Consider the following 16,388-nt stretch of genomic DNA (forward strand, 5'->3'; position numbering starts at 1 on the left):
ACTACCGGCGGCAGCACAGCGCTGCCGGTCTCGCGAACGGCGGGCCGGGAACCTCGGTCCGCCTTCGCCGTCTCAGGGAAGGCAGTTTTTTCAGTACGCCAGTAGCTCAATTGGCAGAGCAGCGGTCTCCAAAACCGCAGGTTGGGGGTTCGAGTCCCTCCTGGCGTGCCACTTCTCCCTTCCAGCGGCCATGCCGCCTCAGCAGCCAGAGCCGGATGAACAGCAAGATCGAGCATTCCAAGGACACCTCCACCGGGGGTGACATCGTCAAATACGCCGCCGCAGTGCTCCTGGCACTTGCGGGTCTTTTTGCGTGGTTCTGGTTTGGCATGCCCGAGCATGCGGCCCAGAATGCCTGGTCCGGTCCCCTGCGTGGCCTGGGCGTCGCCATCGGCCTTGCTGCCGGTTTCGGCGTGTTCATGCTGACCGCCAAGGGTCGTGACACCCGTGAGTTCCTTTCCGAATCCCGCTTCGAGCTGCGCAAGGTGGTCTGGCCGACGCGCCAGGAAGCCATCCGCATGACCTGGGTGGTGATGGTCGTGGTGATCATCCTCAGCCTGCTGCTCGGCGGCTTTGATTTCTTGATTCAGAAAGCGATCCAGTTGTTCCTGGGTCGATAAGGAGAAACCTGTGAAGCGTTGGTATGTCGTTCACGCCTATTCAGGCTTCGAAAAGTCGGTGGCGCAGGACCTGCGCGGCCGCATCGAGCGTAACGAGAAGCAGGAATTCTTCGGTGACGTCCTCGTCCCGACCGAGGAAGTGGTTGAAATGCGTTCCGGCCAGAAGCGCCGTTCCGAGCGCAAGTTCTTCCCCGGTTACGTCCTGGTCCAGATCGAGACGCACGAAGAGAACGGCATTCCCCGGATCGAGAGCGAAAGCTGGCATCTGGTCAAGGAAACGCCCAAGGTGCTGGGCTTCATCGGCGGCACCGCCGATCGTCCGCTGCCGATCGCCGATCACGAGGCCGAGGCCATCCTGAACCGCGTTCAGGAAGGTGTCGAAAAGCCCCGTCCGAAGGTGCTGTTCGAGCCGGGCCAGATGGTCCGCGTCACCGAAGGCCCGTTCAACGACTTCAACGGCGTGGTCGAAGAGGTCAACTACGAGAAGAGCCGCCTGCGCGTCTCGGTGCTGATCTTCGGTCGTGCCACCCCGGTCGAGCTCGAGTTCGGCCAGGTCGAAAAGGCCACCTGATCCGACGGCCGCGCCTGTTCACGCGGCGGCCTGAAAATCTGATATAGTGCGCGGCTTCCTGCCAGGAAGCTGGCAAAAGCAAAGGGCCGCCGCGAGGTGGCCTTCTGCATGAATTCAAAAACGCGATGCCGGGACGCGAGATTCCCGGTCCGATGGGGAGCCTGTGGTCGCAAGGCGCTAGCACCCGGAGAGTATTCACATGGCAAAGAAAGTAATTGGTTACATCAAGCTGCAGGTGAAGGCCGGTCAGGCCAACCCCTCGCCGCCGGTCGGTCCCGCGCTGGGTCAGCGTGGCCTGAACATCATGGAGTTCTGCAAGGCCTTCAATGCCGCCACGCAGAAGCTCGAGCCGGGCCTGCCGGTTCCGGTGATCATCACGGCCTATTCGGACCGTACGTTCACCTTCATCACCAAGAGCACCCCGGCCACCACGCTGCTGAAGAAGGCCGCTGGCGTGAGCTCGGGCTCCAAGCGCCCGAACACCGACAAGGTGGGCAAGGTGACCCGCAAGCAGCTGGAAGAGATCGCCAAGGCGAAGGAAGCTGACCTGACGGCCGCCGACCTGGACGCCGCCGTGCGTACGATCGCTGGTTCTGCCCGTTCCATGGGCCTTGTGGTAGAGGGTTAAGAAGATGGCACAGACCAAGCGTGAGAAGGCCATCCAGGCCGCAGTCGTCCCGGGCAAGGCTTACGCCTTCGAGGACGCAATCAAGATCCTGAAGACCGCCACCAAGGCCAAGTTCGTCGAGTCCTTCGACGTCGCCGTGCGCCTGGGCGTGGACGCCAAGAAGTCCGACCAGCAGGTGCGCGGTTCGACCGTGCTGCCGGCCGGTACCGGCAAGAGCGTGCGCGTTGCGGTGTTCGCACCGGCCGGTGCCAAGGCTGACGAAGCCCTGGCCGCTGGCGCCGAAGCCGTCGGCATGGACGACCTGGCCGAGAAGATGCAGGCCGGCGATCTGAACTATGACGTCGTCATCGCCACCCCGGACGCCATGCGCGTCGTGGGTAAGCTGGGCACCGTGCTCGGCCCGCGCGGCCTGATGCCGAACCCGAAGGTCGGCACCGTGTCGGCCAACCCGGGCGAAGCCGTCAAGAACGCCAAGTCGGGTCAGGTGCGTTACCGCACCGACAAGGCCGGCATCATCCACTGCACCATCGGCAAGGCCGACTTCGCCGAAGACGCGCTGAAGTCGAACCTGCAGGCGCTGCTGCTGGACCTGATCAAGGCCAAGCCGGCTACCTCGAAGGGCACCTACCTGCAGAAGGTTTCGGTCAGCTCGACGATGGGCCCGGGCGTCACCGTCGACCAGTCGTCGCTGACCCTGAAGTAATCGTTTGAAGCGGTTACGCGGTTCCGGCCGCGTATCCGTGACATTTGAAGGCAATCCGAACGGGCCCGTCCCGCGACGATAGCCGTCAAAGACCGCAGGGGTGGTGGGCGCAAGCCGGCCGCTTAATCGATTCCCCCGGGGATCACCCTGCGTAGATGGTGCCCTTCTGGAGTTTTCTGGTTCTCGCACGTCTGGGTTCACCCAGGTTGGCCATCCAGGTCTAGAACGGCCCACCCTTGGAACATCGTCCCGATGTTCCCGGCGTCCAGGACGGATGCCGCCCAGGACCGCGCACGGCAGGAGCCGTAAGCGGAGTTCAATTGGAGGAGTGCAATGGCTCTCAATCTGTCCCAGAAGCAAGTAGTAGTGGCCGAGGTCGCGGAAGTCGCTGCCAAGGCTCACTCCTTGATTGCAGCACATTACGCCGGCACCACGGTCGCGCAGATCACCAAGATGCGCGAACAGGCCCGTAAGGAAGGCGTGTTCTTGAAAGTTGTCAAGAACACCTTGGCCGAACGTGCGGTGAAGGGTACTGAATTCGAATCCGCAGGGGCCAAGTTCGTCGGTCCGATGCTGCTCGCGTTCTCGCTCGACGAGCCCGGCGCTGCCGGCCGCGTCATCAAGGAAGCTGCCAAGACCAACGACAAGCTGCAGCCGCAGCTGGTTGTGATCGGTGGCGAAGTGTTCCCGGCAAGCCACGTTGACGTGCTGGCCTCGTTGCCGACCCGCGATCAGGCCCTGGCCATGCTGGCCCGTGTCCTGTGCGAACCGGTCACGATGTTCGCCCGTGCCGTCAAGGCCGTTGGCGAGAAGCAGGAAGGTGGCGCTGTCGCCGCCGAGCCGGCTGCCGAAACCGCCTGAGTCGCTGTTTACGTGGTTCCTGATGGAACCTGAACCCAGAAAATTATCCAAAGGTATTCAAAATGTCCCTTACCACCGACCAGATCGTTGAAGCCATTGCCGCCAAGTCCCTGATGGAAGTCATGGAACTGGTGAAGGCCATCGAAGAAAAGTTCGGCGTTTCCGCCGCTGCCCCGGTTGCCGTTGCCGCTGCTGGCCCGGCTGCTGCCGTTGAAGAACAGACCGAATTCACCGTGTCGCTGAAGAGCGCCGGCGACAAGAAGGTCGACGTCATCAAGGCTGTCCGCGCCATCACCGGCCTGGGCCTGAAGGAAGCCAAGGACCTCACCGAAGCCGGTGGCGTCCTGAAGGAATCGGCTACGAAGGAAGAAGCCGAGAAGATGAAGAAGGACCTGGAAGCTGTCGGCGCGACTGTCGAAGTCAAGTAAGCAGCTCCTTGCGTCGCCATCGAATCACGGCGATGCAGCAAAGGCTGGGGGCGTAAGCCCCCGGCCTTTGGTCGTTATTGCGGTAAGGCCGGATGCATGTCCGGTCCGCGCCAATTCGACCGGTAGATCCGACTGTTAGTCGGATGCTTCACCGGCGACGAGTTGGCAGTTGGAAGTAGCGGGAGAAGGCGTGCTGGTGCCGGCAATACCAGCGACTTCCAACTGACAATTTTCATGTTCCCTTCGGGCCGCGCCTCCATGGCGGGGCCCGCACAGCCAAGGTGAGACCCCATGACGTCATATTCGTTCACCGAAAAAAAGCGTATCCGCAAGGATTTCGGCAAGCAGCGCTCGATCCTCGAAGTGCCGTTCCTGCTCGCCATCCAGGTGGATTCCTACCGCGAATTCCTGCAGGAAAACGTGGATCCGGCCAAGCGCCGTGATCTCGGCCTGCACGCGGCCCTGAAGTCGGTGTTCCCGATCGCCAGCTACAGCGGCAACGCTGCGCTGGAATACGTGGGCTACAAGCTGGGCGACCCGGTCTTCGACGAGCGTGAGTGCCGCCAGCGTGGCATGAGCTACGGCGCGCCGCTGCGCGTGACCGTGCGCCTGGTGATCTACGACCGCGAGTCGTCCACCAAGGCCATCAAGTACGTGAAGGAGCAGGAGGTCTATCTCGGCGAAATCCCGCTGATGACCGACAACGGCACCTTCATCGTCAACGGCACCGAGCGCGTCATCGTCTCGCAGCTGCACCGTTCGCCGGGCGTGTTCTTCGACCACGACCGTGGCAAGACCCACAGCTCGGGCAAGCTGCTGTACAGCGCCCGCATCATCCCGTACCGCGGCTCCTGGCTGGACTTCGAGTTCGACCCGAAGGACGCGCTGTTCACCCGTATCGACCGTCGCCGCAAGCTGCCGGTGTCGATCCTGCTGCGTGCGCTGGGCTACAGCAACGAAGAGATGCTGGCCGAGTTCTTCGAGATCAACACCTTCCACATCAATCCCGATGAGGGCGTGCAGCTCGAACTGGTCTCCGAGCGCCTGCGCGGCGAGACCCTGAACTTCGACCTGGCCGACGGCGACAAGGTCATCGTCGAAGCCGGCAAGCGCATCACCGCGCGCCACGTGAAGCAGCTGGAAGCCTCGGGCATTGCCGCCCTGGCCGTGCCGGACGATTACATCGTCGGCCGCATCCTGTCCCACGACGTGGTCGACGCGAGCACCGGCGAACTGCTGGCCCAGGCCAACGACGAAATCACCGACGAGCAGCTGCAGGCCTTCCGCAAGGCCGGCGTGGATGCCGTGGGCACCCTGTGGGTGAACGATCTGGATCGTGGTCCGTACCTGTCCAACACCCTGCGCATCGATCCGACCAAGACCCAGCTGGAAGCGCTGGTCGAAATCTATCGCATGATGCGTCCGGGCGAGCCGCCGACCAAGGACGCCGCGCAGAACCTGTTCCACAACCTGTTCTTCACCTTCGAGCGCTACGACCTGTCCACGGTTGGCCGCATGAAGTTCAACCGTCGTGTCGGCCGCAAGGAAGTCACCGGTGAAGCGGTGCTGTACGACCGCAAGTACTTCGGCGAGCGCAACGACGAAGAGTCCAAGCGCCTGGTCGCCGAGCACGGTGACAGCTCCGACATCCTGGACGTGATCAAGGTCCTCACCGAGATCCGCAACGGTCGCGGCGTGGTCGATGACATCGATCACCTGGGCAACCGTCGCGTGCGTTCGGTCGGCGAAATGGCCGAAAACGTGTTCCGCGTGGGCCTGGTCCGCGTCGAGCGCGCGGTCAAGGAGCGCCTGTCGATGGCCGAATCCGAAGGCCTGACCCCGCAGGAGCTGATCAACGCCAAGCCGGTTGCCGCTGCCATCAAGGAGTTCTTCGGCTCCTCGCAGCTGTCGCAGTTCATGGATCAGAACAACCCGCTGTCGGAAGTCACCCACAAGCGTCGCGTCTCGGCCCTGGGCCCGGGCGGCCTGACCCGTGAGCGCGCCGGCTTCGAAGTGCGCGACGTGCACCCGACCCATTACGGCCGCGTCTGCACCATCGAAACCCCGGAAGGCCCGAACATCGGCCTGATCAACTCGCTGGCCGTGTACGCCCGCACCAACCAGTACGGCTTCCTGGAAACCCCGTACCGCAAGGTGCACGACGGAAAGGTCTCCGACGAGATCGAGTTCCTGTCGGCCATCGAAGAAAACGAATACGTCATCGCCCAGGCCAACGCCCTGACCGACGCCAAGAGCATGCTCACCGAGCAGTTCGTGCCGTGCCGGTTCCAGGGTGAGTCGCTGCTGAAGCCGCCGGCGGAAGTCCACTTCATGGACGTCTCGCCGATGCAGACCGTGTCGATCGCCGCCGCGCTGGTTCCGTTCCTGGAACACGATGACGCCAACCGTGCACTGATGGGCGCCAACATGCAGCGCCAGGCCGTGCCGACCCTGCGTGCGCAGAAGCCGCTGGTGGGTACCGGTATCGAACGCGCCGTGGCCCGTGACTCGGGTGTGACCGTGAACGCCCGTCGTGGCGGCGAGATCGTGCAGATCGACGCCGGCCGCATCGTGGTCAAGGTCAACGAAGTGGAAATCACCGACGCCAGCGATGCCGGCGTGGATATCTACAACCTGATCAAGTACACCCGTTCCAACCAGAACACCTGCATCAACCAGCGTCCGCTGGTGGAAGTGGGCAACGTGGTGGCGCGTGGCGACGTGCTGGCCGATGGTCCGTCCACCGACATCGGCGAACTGGCCCTGGGCCAGAACATGCTGATCGCCTTCATGCCGTGGAACGGCTACAACTTCGAAGACTCCATCCTGCTCTCCGAGCGCGTGGTGGAAGAAGATCGTTACACCACGATCCACATCGAAGAGCTGACCTGCGTCGCGCGTGACACCAAGCTGGGGCCGGAGGAAATCTCCGCCGACATCCCGAACGTGTCCGAGCAGGCGCTGAACCGCCTGGACGAGTCGGGCGTGGTGTACATCGGTGCCGAAGTGCGCGCCGGCGACATCATGGTCGGCAAGGTCACCCCGAAGGGCGAAAGCCAGCTGACCCCGGAAGAGAAGCTGCTGCGCGCGATCTTCGGTGAGAAGGCGTCGGACGTGAAGGACAGCTCGCTGCGCGTGCCGCCGGGCATGGACGGCACCGTCATCGACGTGCAGGTCTTCACCCGCGACGGCATCGAGAAGGACAAGCGTGCGCGCCAGATCGAGGAAAGCGAGATCAAGCGCGTCAAGAAGGACTTCGACGACCAGTTCCGCATCCTGGAAGGCGCCATCTACGCACGCCTGCGCTCGCAGATCGTGGGCAAGGTCGCCAACGGCGGTGCCAACCTGAAGAAGGGCGACACCATCACCGACGCCTACCTGGACGGCCTGAAGAAGGCTGACTGGTTCGTGCTGCGCATGAAGGACGACGACGCTTCCGAAGCCATCGAACGCGCCCAGAAGCAGATCCAGGCGCACGAGAAGGAGTTCGAGCGTCGCTTCGCCGACAAGCGCGGCAAGATCACCGCCGGCGACGACCTCGCCCCGGGCGTGCTGAAGATGGTCAAGGTGTTCCTGGCCGTGAAGCGCCGCATCCAGCCGGGCGACAAGATGGCAGGCCGCCACGGCAACAAGGGTGTGGTCTCCAACGTGGTGCCGGTCGAGGACATGCCGTACATGGCCTCGGGCGAGACCGTGGACATCGTGCTGAACCCGCTGGGCGTGCCGTCGCGCATGAACATCGGCCAGATCCTGGAAGTGCACCTGGGCTGGGCCGCCAAGGGCCTGGGCCGCAAGATCCAGGGCATGCTCGAGGCACAGGCCGCGATCAACGACCTGCGCAAGTTCCTGGACGACGTGTACAACCACGACAAGACCCAGCATGCCAACCACGTCGACCTGACCCAGTTCAGCGACGAGGAGCTGCTGCGCCTGGCCGGCAACCTCACCGACGGCGTGCCGATGGCCACCCCGGTGTTCGACGGTGCCACCGAAGCTGAAATCAAGCACATGCTTGCCCTGGCTGACCTGCCGCTCAGCGGCCAGACCCAGCTGTATGACGGTCGTACCGGTGAGGCATTCGATCGCCACACCACAGTGGGCTACATGCACTACCTGAAGCTGAACCACCTGGTCGACGACAAGATGCACGCCCGTTCGACCGGTCCGTACTCGCTCGTCACCCAGCAGCCGCTGGGCGGCAAGGCGCAGTTCGGCGGCCAGCGCTTCGGTGAAATGGAAGTCTGGGCGCTGGAAGCCTACGGCGCGGCCTACACCCTGCAGGAAATGCTGACGGTGAAGTCCGATGACGTGCAGGGCCGCAACCAGATGTACAAGAACATCGTCGACGGTGAGCACGAGATGGTCGCGGGCATGCCGGAATCCTTCAACGTGCTCGTGAAGGAAATCCGCTCGCTGGCCATCAACATGGAACTGGAAGACAACTGATCGTGCAGGCGCGGCTGCCCCGGCAGCCGCGCCGCCGGATGTGACCTGACAGCCCCATCGACAAGATTTCCTCCTTTCGGAGAAACACCATGAAAGACCTGCTCAACCTCTTCAACCAGCAGCGCCAGACGCTGGACTTCGACGCGATCAAGATCGCGCTGGCTTCGCCGGACCTGATCCGTTCGTGGTCCTTCGGCGAAGTGAAGAAGCCGGAAACCATCAACTACCGTACCTTCAAGCCGGAGCGTGACGGCCTGTTCTGCGCCGCCATCTTCGGGCCGGTCAAGGACTACGAGTGCCTGTGCGGCAAGTACAAGCGCATGAAGCACCGTGGCGTGGTCTGCGAAAAGTGCGGCACCGAAGTGACCCTGGCCAAGGTGCGCCGCGAGCGCATGGGCCACATCGACCTGGCCTCGCCGGTCGCGCACATCTGGTTCCTCAAGTCGCTGCCGTCGCGCATCGGCCTGATGCTGGACATGACCCTGCGTGACATCGAGCGCGTGCTGTACTTCGAAGCCTACGTGGTGACCGAGCCGGGCCTGACCGCCCTGGAGCGCCGCCAGCTGCTGACCGAAGAACAGTACCTGCAGGCACGCCAGGAGCACGGCGACGACTTCGACGCCGCCATGGGCGCCGAGGCCGTGTACGAACTGCTGCGCACCATCGACCTGCAGTCGGAAATGACCCGCCTGCGCGAGGAGATCGCCAGCACCGGTTCGGAAACCAAGCTCAAGCGCCTCACCAAGCGCATCAAGCTGGTCGAAGCCTTCCTGGAATCGGGCAACCGCCCGGAATGGATGGTCATGACCGTGCTGCCGGTGCTGCCGCCGGACCTGCGTCCGCTGGTGCCGCTGGACGGTGGCCGCTTCGCGACCTCCGACCTGAACGACCTGTACCGCCGCGTCATCAACCGCAACAACCGCCTGCGCCGCCTGCTCGAGCTGAACGCGCCGGACATCATCGTGCGCAATGAAAAGCGCATGCTGCAGGAATCGGTCGATGCGCTGCTGGACAACGGCCGCCGCGGCCGTGCCATCACCGGCACCAACAAGCGCCCGCTGAAGTCGCTGGCCGACATGATCAAGGGCAAGCAGGGCCGCTTCCGCCAGAACCTGCTGGGCAAGCGCGTCGACTACTCGGGCCGTTCGGTCATCGTGGTCGGTCCGTACCTGCGCCTGCACCAGTGCGGCCTGCCGAAGAAGATGGCGCTTGAGCTGTTCAAGCCGTTCGTGTTCGCCAAGCTGCAGCGTCGTGGCCTGGCCACCACCATCAAGGCCGCCAAGAAGCTGGTCGAGCGCGAAGAAGCCGAAGTCTGGGACATCCTGGAAGAGGTCATCCGCGAACACCCGGTGATGCTGAACCGTGCGCCGACCCTGCACCGCCTGGGCATCCAGGCGTTCGAGCCGGTGCTGATCGAAGGCAAGGCCATCCAGCTGCACCCGCTGGTCTGCACCGCGTTCAACGCCGACTTCGACGGTGACCAGATGGCCGTCCACGTGCCGCTCTCGCTGGAAGCCCAGCTGGAAGCGCGTGCGCTGATGATGTCCACCAACAACATCCTGTCGCCGGCCAACGGCGAGCCGATCATCGTGCCGTCGCAGGACGTGGTGCTGGGTCTGTACTACATGACCCGCGCCCTGGAAAACAAGAAGGGCGAGGGCATGGCCTTCGCCAACATCGCCGAAGTGAAGCGTGCCTATGACAACCGCGTGGTGGAACTGCACGCCAAGGTCAAGGTCCGCATCACCGAAGTGGTGACCGACGAGAACGGCGACAAGCAGAACAAGACCTCGATCGTGGACACCACGATCGGTCGCGCCCTGCTGGCCGAAATCCTGCCGGAAGGCCTGCCGTTCGCGCTGGCCAACACCGAGCTGACCAAGAAGAACATCAGCCGCCTGATCAACTCCAGCTACCGCCAGCTGGGCTTGAAGGACACGGTCGTGTTCGCCGACAAGCTGATGTACACCGGCTTTGCCTACGCAACCCGTGCGGGCGTGTCGATCGGTATCGACGACATGCTGATCCCGGACGAGAAGCGCGGCATCCTCACCGAGGCCGAAGCCGAAGTGCTGGAAATCCAGGAGCAGTACCAGTCGGGCCTGGTCACCGCCGGCGAGCGCTACAACAAGGTGGTCGACATCTGGTCGCGTACCAATGAACGCATCGCCAAGGCGATGATGGACACCATCGGTACCGAGAAGGTGGTCAACGCCAAGGGCGAGACCATCGACCAGAAGTCGATGAATTCGCTGTACATCATGGCCGACTCCGGTGCCCGTGGTTCGCAGGCGCAGATCCGCCAGCTGGCCGGCATGCGTGGCCTGATGGCCCGTCCGGATGGCTCGATCATCGAAACGCCCATCAAGGCGAACTTCCGTGAAGGCCTGAACGTGCAGGAGTACTTCAACTCCACCCACGGTGCCCGTAAGGGTCTGGCCGATACCGCGCTGAAGACCGCCAACTCGGGTTACCTGACCCGTCGTCTGGTGGACGTGGCGCAGGACGTGGTCATCACCGAGGTGGATTGCGGTACCTCCGAAGGCCTGACCATGACCCCGATCGTGGAAGGCGGCGACGTCGTGGAGCCGTTGAAGGACCGCGTGCTGGGTCGTGTCGTGGCCGAGGACGTGTTCCTGCCGGGCAACGACGAAGATCCGATCGTGACCCGCAACACCCTGCTCGACGAAGCCTGGGTGGCCAAGCTGGAAGACGCCGGCGTGCAGAGCATCAAGGTGCGCTCCACGATCAGCTGCGAATCGGCGTTCGGCGTGTGCGGCCACTGCTACGGTCGCGACCTGGCCCGTGGCCACCTGGTCAACATCGGTGAAGCGGTGGGCGTCATCGCCGCGCAGTCGATCGGTGAGCCGGGTACCCAGCTGACCATGCGTACGTTCCACATCGGTGGTGCGGCATCGCGTGCGGCAGCCGTGGACAACATCACGGTCAAGACCACCGGTTCGGTGAAGTTCAACAACCTCAAGTCCGTCGAACACGCCAGCGGTTCGCTGGTGGCGGTCTCGCGCTCGGGTGAAATCTCGGTGCTCGATGCCCACGGCCGTGAGCGTGAGCGTTACAAGCTGCCGTACGGCTCGATGATCGCGTCCAAGGACGGCGATGCAGTGAAGGCTGGCCAGACCGTGGCCAACTGGGATCCGCATAACCACCCGATCGTGTCCGAAGTGGCCGGTTTCATCCGCTTCATCGACTTCATCGACGGCGTCACCGTCATCGAGAAGACCGACGAACTGACCGGCCTGGCCTCGCGCGAAATCACCGACCCGAAGCGTCGTGGCTCGCAGGCCAAGGAGCTGCGCCCGATCGTGCGCATCGTGGATGCCAAGGGCAATGACCTGACCATCCCGAACACCGATCTGCCGGCCCAGTACCTGCTGCCGCCGCGTTCCATCGTCAACCTGCAGGACGGCGCCGCCGTCGGCGTGGGCGACGTGGTCGCCAAGATCCCGCAGGAAGCGTCCAAGACCCGCGACATCACCGGTGGTCTGCCGCGCGTGGCCGATCTGTTCGAAGCGCGCAAGCCGAAGGATCCGGCGATCCTGGCCGAGCGTTCGGGCATCATCAGCTTCGGCAAGGACACCAAGGGCAAGCAGCGCCTGATCATCAAGGACACCGATGGTTCGGAACACGAAGAGCTGATCCCGAAGTACCGCCAGGTGATCGTGTTCGAAGGCGAGCACGTGACCAAGGGCGAAACCATCGTGGACGGCGAGCCGAGCCCGCAGGACATCCTGCGCTTGCTGGGTGTCGAGCCGCTGGCCGCTTACCTGGTCAAGGAAATCCAGGACGTGTACCGCCTGCAGGGTGTGAAGATCAACGACAAGCACATTGAAGTGATCACCCGCCAGATGCTGCGCAAGGTCGAGATCACCGACCAGGGCAGCAGCAAGTTCCTGAATGGCGAGCAGGCCGAGCGCCAGCGCGTCATCGAGGAAAATGCACGCCTGACCACCCGCAACGAGCTGATCGCCCGTTTCGACCCGGTCCTGCTGGGCATCACCAAGGCATCGCTGGCCACCGAATCGTTCATCTCGGCGGCCTCGTTCCAGGAAACCACCCGCGTGCTGACCGAAGCTGCCGTCCGCGGCACCTCGGACAACCTGCGCGGCCTGAAGGAAAACGTCATCGTCGGCCGCCTGATCCCCGCCGGTACCGGCCTGGCGTACCACGCCAACCGTCGTCGCAACGCCTCCGGGCTGACCGAGTCGGAAATGCAGACCCTGTCCGGCGGCGCGCCGGCGGTGGCTGAAGTGGCGCCGGCAGCCCCGGTGGCGGTGGAATCGACCGAAGCCGAATCGGCCGCGGACGAGTGATGGATCCGGTCCGGCCTTCTGGCCGGACCACCCTCGGCGGTGGCGCAATCGCCACCGATGGGGTAGGATGCCGGCCGGTCCTCGAAAGGGGGCCGGTTTGACAACCTGAACGGGGGGCATGGAAAAGGCTCCCCTGTAACGGCCCGGGATCAGGGTCGGCTTGGCGTGCGCGCGGTTGACTGCGTTTTCGCCGGGTTGCTACAATCGTCTGTCTCAGCAGGCCGGTTTCTCGCCTGCTCGCACATATCCGCATTCATGGCCTGTTTTTCACCGGGCCTCTCTCAGAAGAACTTACTGATGGCGACGATCAATCAGCTTGTCCGCAAGCCGCGGCAGGCAACCACTTACAAGAGCGCCTCCCCGGCTCTTGAAAAGTGCCCCCAGCGCCGTGGCGTCTGCACGCGCGTGTACACCACCACCCCGAAGAAGCCGAACTCGGCGCTCCGCAAGGTTGCCAAGGTCCGCCTGACCAACCAGGAAGAGGTCATCAGCTACATCGGTGGCGAAGGCCACAACCTGCAGGAGCACTCCGTGGTCCTCATCCGTGGCGGTCGCGTCAAGGACCTGCCGGGTGTGCGTTACCACACCGTGCGTGGCTCGCTGGACGCCTCGGGCGTTGCCAAGCGTCGCCAGGGCCGTTCCAAGTACGGCGCCAAGCGTCCGAAGAGCTAAGGGAAAGTACACATGTCTCGTAAAGGTAATACGCCGCAGCGCTCTGTCCTGCCGGATCCGAAGCACGGAAGTGAAACCATCGCGCGCTTCATCAACATGGTGATGCTGAGCGGCAAGAAGTCGGTCGCTGAAAAGATCGTCTATGGCGCCATGGACGTGATCAGCGAAAAGAACCCGAACTCCATCGAGCTGGTGCAGAAGGCTCTGGACAACGTGGCTCCGTCGGTCGAAGTGAAGTCCCGCCGCGTCGGCGGTGCGACCTACCAGGTGCCGGTCGAAGTGCGTTCGTCGCGCAAGATGGCCCTGGCCATGCGCTGGCTGATCGACTCCGCCCGCAAGCGTGGTGAAAACACCATGCCGAAGAAGCTGGCTGCAGAACTGCTGGATGCCTCGGAAAACCGTGGTGGCGCCATCAAGAAGCGCGAAGAAACCCACCGCATGGCCGAAGCCAACAAGGCCTTCGCCCACTACCGCTGGTGAGTTTGACGGCCTTGTAAAACAGGCACGGCAGCACCATTAAGGTGCTGCCTCGCGGCCCCAGAAGGGCTGCGCCAATCCGAAGGCCGCCGAAAGGCGGCGTTCGGCCATCCGAATTCCAAGAAATTGAGAGGCTCCCGTGGCCCGCACCACTCCCATCGAGCGTTACCGCAATTTCGGCATCATGGCCCACATCGATGCCGGCAAGACCACCACGTCCGAGCGCATCCTGTTCTACACCGGCAAGAGCCACAAGATCGGTGAAGTGCACGACGGCGCCGCCACCATGGACTGGATGGAGCAGGAGCAGGAGCGTGGCATCACGATCCAGTCCGCTGCCACCACCGCGTTCTGGAAGGGCATGGACAAGTCCCTGCCGGAGCACCGCTTCAACATCATCGACACCCCCGGGCACGTCGACTTCACCATCGAAGTGGAGCGCTCGCTGCGCGTGCTCGACGGTGCGGTGTTCGTGCTGTGCGCCGTCGGTGGCGTGCAGCCGCAGTCCGAAACCGTGTGGCGCCAGGCCAACCGGTACAAGGTGCCGCGCATCGCGTTCGTCAACAAGATGGACCGCACTGGCGCCAACTTCACCAAGGTCGTTGGCCAGCTGAAGGCCAAGCTCGGCGCCACCGCCGTGCCGATGCAGCTGCCGATCGGCGCTGAAGAAGGCTTCAAGGGCGTCGTCGACCTGATCAAGATGAAGGCCATCCATTGGGATGAAGCCTCGCAGGGCATGAAGTTCGAGTACCTGGAGATCCCGGCCGAGATGAAGGACGCCGCCGAAGAGGCGCGCACCTTCATGATCGAAGCCGCGGCTGAAGCCAGCGAAGAGCTGATGGAAAAGTACCTGGGCGGCGAAGAGCTGACCGAGGCCGAGATCATCGAAGCCCTGCGCGTGCGCACCCTGGCTACCGACATCGTGCCGATGTACTGCGGCTCGGCGTTCAAGAACAAGGGCGTGCAGGCCATGCTGGACGGCGTGGTGCAGCTGCTGCCGTCGCCGATCGACGTGCCGGACGTGACCGGTACCGACGTCGATGACGAAACCGTTGCGCTGAGCCGCAAGTCCGACGACAAGGCACCGTTCTCGGCGCTGGCCTTCAAGATCATCACCGACCCGTTCGTGGGCGCGCTGACCTTCTTCCGTGTCTACTCGGGCACGCTGAACGCTGGCGACCAGCTGCTGAACTCGGTGAAGGGCAAGAAGGAGCGCATCGGCCGCATCCTGCAGATGCACTCCAACGATCGCGAAGAGATCAAGGAAGTGCTGGCCGGTGACATCGCCGCCGCCGTGGGCCTGAAGGACACCACCACCGGTGACACCCTGTGCTCGCAGGAGCACCCGATCATCCTGGAGCGCATGGTGTTCCCGGAGCCGGTCATCTCGATGGCCGTCGAACCGAAGACCAAGTCGGACCAGGAAAAGATGGGCCTGGCCCTGGGCCGTCTGGCGCAGGAAGATCCGTCGTTCCGCGTCAAGACCGACGAAGAATCCGGCCAGACCATCATCTCGGGCATGGGCGAGCTGCACCTGGACATCATCGTTGACCGCATGAAGCGCGAATTCAACGTTGAAGCCAACGTCGGCAAGCCGCAGGTGGCCTACCGCGAAACCATCCAGCTGGCCGACGTGAAGTCGGATTACAAGCACGCCAAGCAGTCCGGTGGTAAGGGTCAGTACGGTCACGTCGTGATCGAGCTGTCGCCGATCACCGCTGAAGACCGTGCCGATCCGAAGATCGCGCCGAACATCAAGGACGATTTCCTGTTCGTCAACGACATCACCGGTGGCGTGATTCCGAAGGAATTCATCCCGTCGATCGAAAAGGGCCTGCGCGAAACCATCACCAGCGGTCCGCTGGCTGGCTTCCCGGTCGTGGACGTGAAGGTGAAGCTGGTGTTCGGCTCCTACCATGACGTCGACTCCTCGGAAATGGCGTTCAAGCTGGCGTCGTCGATGGCCTTCAAGCAGGGCTTCGCCAAGGCCAAGCCGGTCCTGCTCGAGCCGATCATGAAGGTCGAGATCGTGACCCCGGAGGATTACCAGGGTGACGTGATGGGCGACGTGAGCCGTCGTCGTGGCGTGCTGCAGGGTTCGAGCACCACCGGTGACGGTTCGGCCAGCATCATCAACGCGATGATCCCGCTGGGTGAAATGTTCGGTTACGCCACCTCGCTGCGTTCGCAGACCCAGGGTCGCGCAACGTTCACGATGGAATTCGACCACTACGAGCCGGCGCCGAGCAACATCGCCGACACCGTGATCAAGAAGTCCTGAGCATAAGCTCAGGATTTCATCTCCCTCTTTCTGATATCCAAGGTATACAACAATGGCAAAGGGTAAGTTCGAGCGCACCAAGCCGCACGTCAACGTCGGCACCATCGGTCACGTCGATCATGGCAAGACCACGCTGACCGCTGCGCTGACCAAGATCGGCGCAGAGCGCTTCGGTGGCGAATTCAAGGATTACTCCGCGATCGACGCCGCGCCGGAAGAAAAGGCACGTGGCATCACGATCTCGACCGCACACGTCGAATACGAATCCACCGAGCGTCACTACGCCCACGTCGATTGCCCGGGCCATGCTGACTACGTCAAGAACATGATCACCGGTGCTGCCCAGATGGACGGCGCGATCCTGGTCTGC

12 protein-coding genes and 1 tRNA gene are annotated in these 16,388 nt (G+C 63.3%); all 13 read left to right on the plus strand.

Features of this window, described 5'->3' with window-relative positions; translation table 11 throughout:
• Positions 1-95 precede the first annotated feature (95 nt).
• A tRNA-Trp gene (locus AC06E7_RS18850) sits at positions 96-171 on the plus strand.
• Positions 172-215: 44 nt separating this feature from the next.
• Positions 216-620 carry a preprotein translocase subunit SecE gene (gene secE, locus AC06E7_RS18855; RefSeq protein ID WP_093534574.1) on the plus strand — a complete coding sequence of 135 codons (405 nt, stop codon included), beginning with the start codon at positions 216-218 and terminating at the stop codon, positions 618-620.
• 10 nt (positions 621-630) lie between these two features.
• On the plus strand, positions 631-1,191 hold the full coding sequence (gene nusG, locus AC06E7_RS18860; protein WP_068849436.1) for a transcription termination/antitermination protein NusG: 561 nt from the start codon (positions 631-633) through the stop codon (positions 1,189-1,191).
• 199 nt (positions 1,192-1,390) lie between these two features.
• Complete coding sequence (gene rplK, locus AC06E7_RS18865) at positions 1,391-1,819, plus strand: 50S ribosomal protein L11 (RefSeq protein WP_068849438.1); 429 nt, start codon at positions 1,391-1,393, stop codon at positions 1,817-1,819.
• Between the two features lie 4 nt (positions 1,820-1,823).
• Positions 1,824-2,522, plus strand: a complete 699-nt coding sequence (gene rplA / locus AC06E7_RS18870; RefSeq protein WP_068849440.1) for a 50S ribosomal protein L1 — start codon at positions 1,824-1,826, stop codon at positions 2,520-2,522.
• 333 nt (positions 2,523-2,855) lie between these two features.
• A complete protein-coding gene (gene rplJ, locus AC06E7_RS18875) occupies positions 2,856-3,383 on the plus strand; it encodes a 50S ribosomal protein L10 (protein ID WP_217538918.1) in 528 nt (175 codons plus the stop codon).
• Between the two features lie 62 nt (positions 3,384-3,445).
• Positions 3,446-3,811, plus strand: a complete 366-nt coding sequence (gene rplL / locus AC06E7_RS18880; RefSeq protein WP_184124900.1) for a 50S ribosomal protein L7/L12 — start codon at positions 3,446-3,448, stop codon at positions 3,809-3,811.
• A gap of 291 nt (positions 3,812-4,102) precedes the next feature.
• Positions 4,103-8,257, plus strand: coding sequence for a DNA-directed RNA polymerase subunit beta (rpoB, locus tag AC06E7_RS18885; RefSeq protein ID WP_184124902.1), 4,155 nt, complete (start codon positions 4,103-4,105; stop codon positions 8,255-8,257).
• Positions 8,258-8,346: 89 nt separating this feature from the next.
• Positions 8,347-12,588 (plus strand): DNA-directed RNA polymerase subunit beta', encoded by a 4,242-nt coding sequence (rpoC, locus tag AC06E7_RS18890; protein WP_068849448.1) that lies wholly within the window; start codon positions 8,347-8,349, stop codon positions 12,586-12,588.
• Positions 12,589-12,885: 297 nt separating this feature from the next.
• The gene (gene rpsL / locus AC06E7_RS18895) at positions 12,886-13,260 is read left to right on the plus strand and encodes a 30S ribosomal protein S12 (RefSeq protein WP_025879344.1); all 375 of its coding nucleotides are present in this window, start codon (positions 12,886-12,888) and stop codon (positions 13,258-13,260) included.
• 12 nt (positions 13,261-13,272) lie between these two features.
• On the plus strand, positions 13,273-13,740 hold the full coding sequence (gene rpsG / locus AC06E7_RS18900) for a 30S ribosomal protein S7 (protein WP_068849450.1): 468 nt from the start codon (positions 13,273-13,275) through the stop codon (positions 13,738-13,740).
• 136 nt (positions 13,741-13,876) lie between these two features.
• On the plus strand, positions 13,877-16,018 hold the full coding sequence (fusA, locus tag AC06E7_RS18905) for an elongation factor G (protein ID WP_184124906.1): 2,142 nt from the start codon (positions 13,877-13,879) through the stop codon (positions 16,016-16,018).
• Between the two features lie 52 nt (positions 16,019-16,070).
• Positions 16,071-16,388 (plus strand): GTP-binding protein (locus AC06E7_RS18910; protein ID WP_478055133.1); only part of this gene is annotated, 318 nt, incomplete at its 3' end.

It is taken from the genome of Stenotrophomonas sp. Steno-Z4, assembly GCF_056393145.1.

Excerpts from the sequence above, each read along its gene's own strand:
- rpsG (WP_068849450.1), top strand. The coding sequence starts at position 13,273 with ATGTCTCGTAAAGGTAATACGCCGCAGCGCTCTGTCCTGCCGGATCCG.
- rplA (WP_068849440.1), top strand. The coding sequence starts at position 1,824 with ATGGCACAGACCAAGCGTGAGAAGGCCATCCAGGCCGCAGTCGTCCCG.
- rplK (WP_068849438.1), top strand. The coding sequence starts at position 1,391 with ATGGCAAAGAAAGTAATTGGTTACATCAAGCTGCAGGTGAAGGCCGGT.
- rpsL (WP_025879344.1), top strand. The coding sequence starts at position 12,886 with ATGGCGACGATCAATCAGCTTGTCCGCAAGCCGCGGCAGGCAACCACT.
- rpoC (WP_068849448.1), top strand. The coding sequence starts at position 8,347 with ATGAAAGACCTGCTCAACCTCTTCAACCAGCAGCGCCAGACGCTGGAC.
- rpoB (WP_184124902.1), top strand. The coding sequence starts at position 4,103 with ATGACGTCATATTCGTTCACCGAAAAAAAGCGTATCCGCAAGGATTTC.
- rplL (WP_184124900.1), top strand. The coding sequence starts at position 3,446 with ATGTCCCTTACCACCGACCAGATCGTTGAAGCCATTGCCGCCAAGTCC.
- rplJ (WP_217538918.1), top strand. The coding sequence starts at position 2,856 with ATGGCTCTCAATCTGTCCCAGAAGCAAGTAGTAGTGGCCGAGGTCGCG.
- secE (WP_093534574.1), top strand. The coding sequence starts at position 216 with ATGAACAGCAAGATCGAGCATTCCAAGGACACCTCCACCGGGGGTGAC.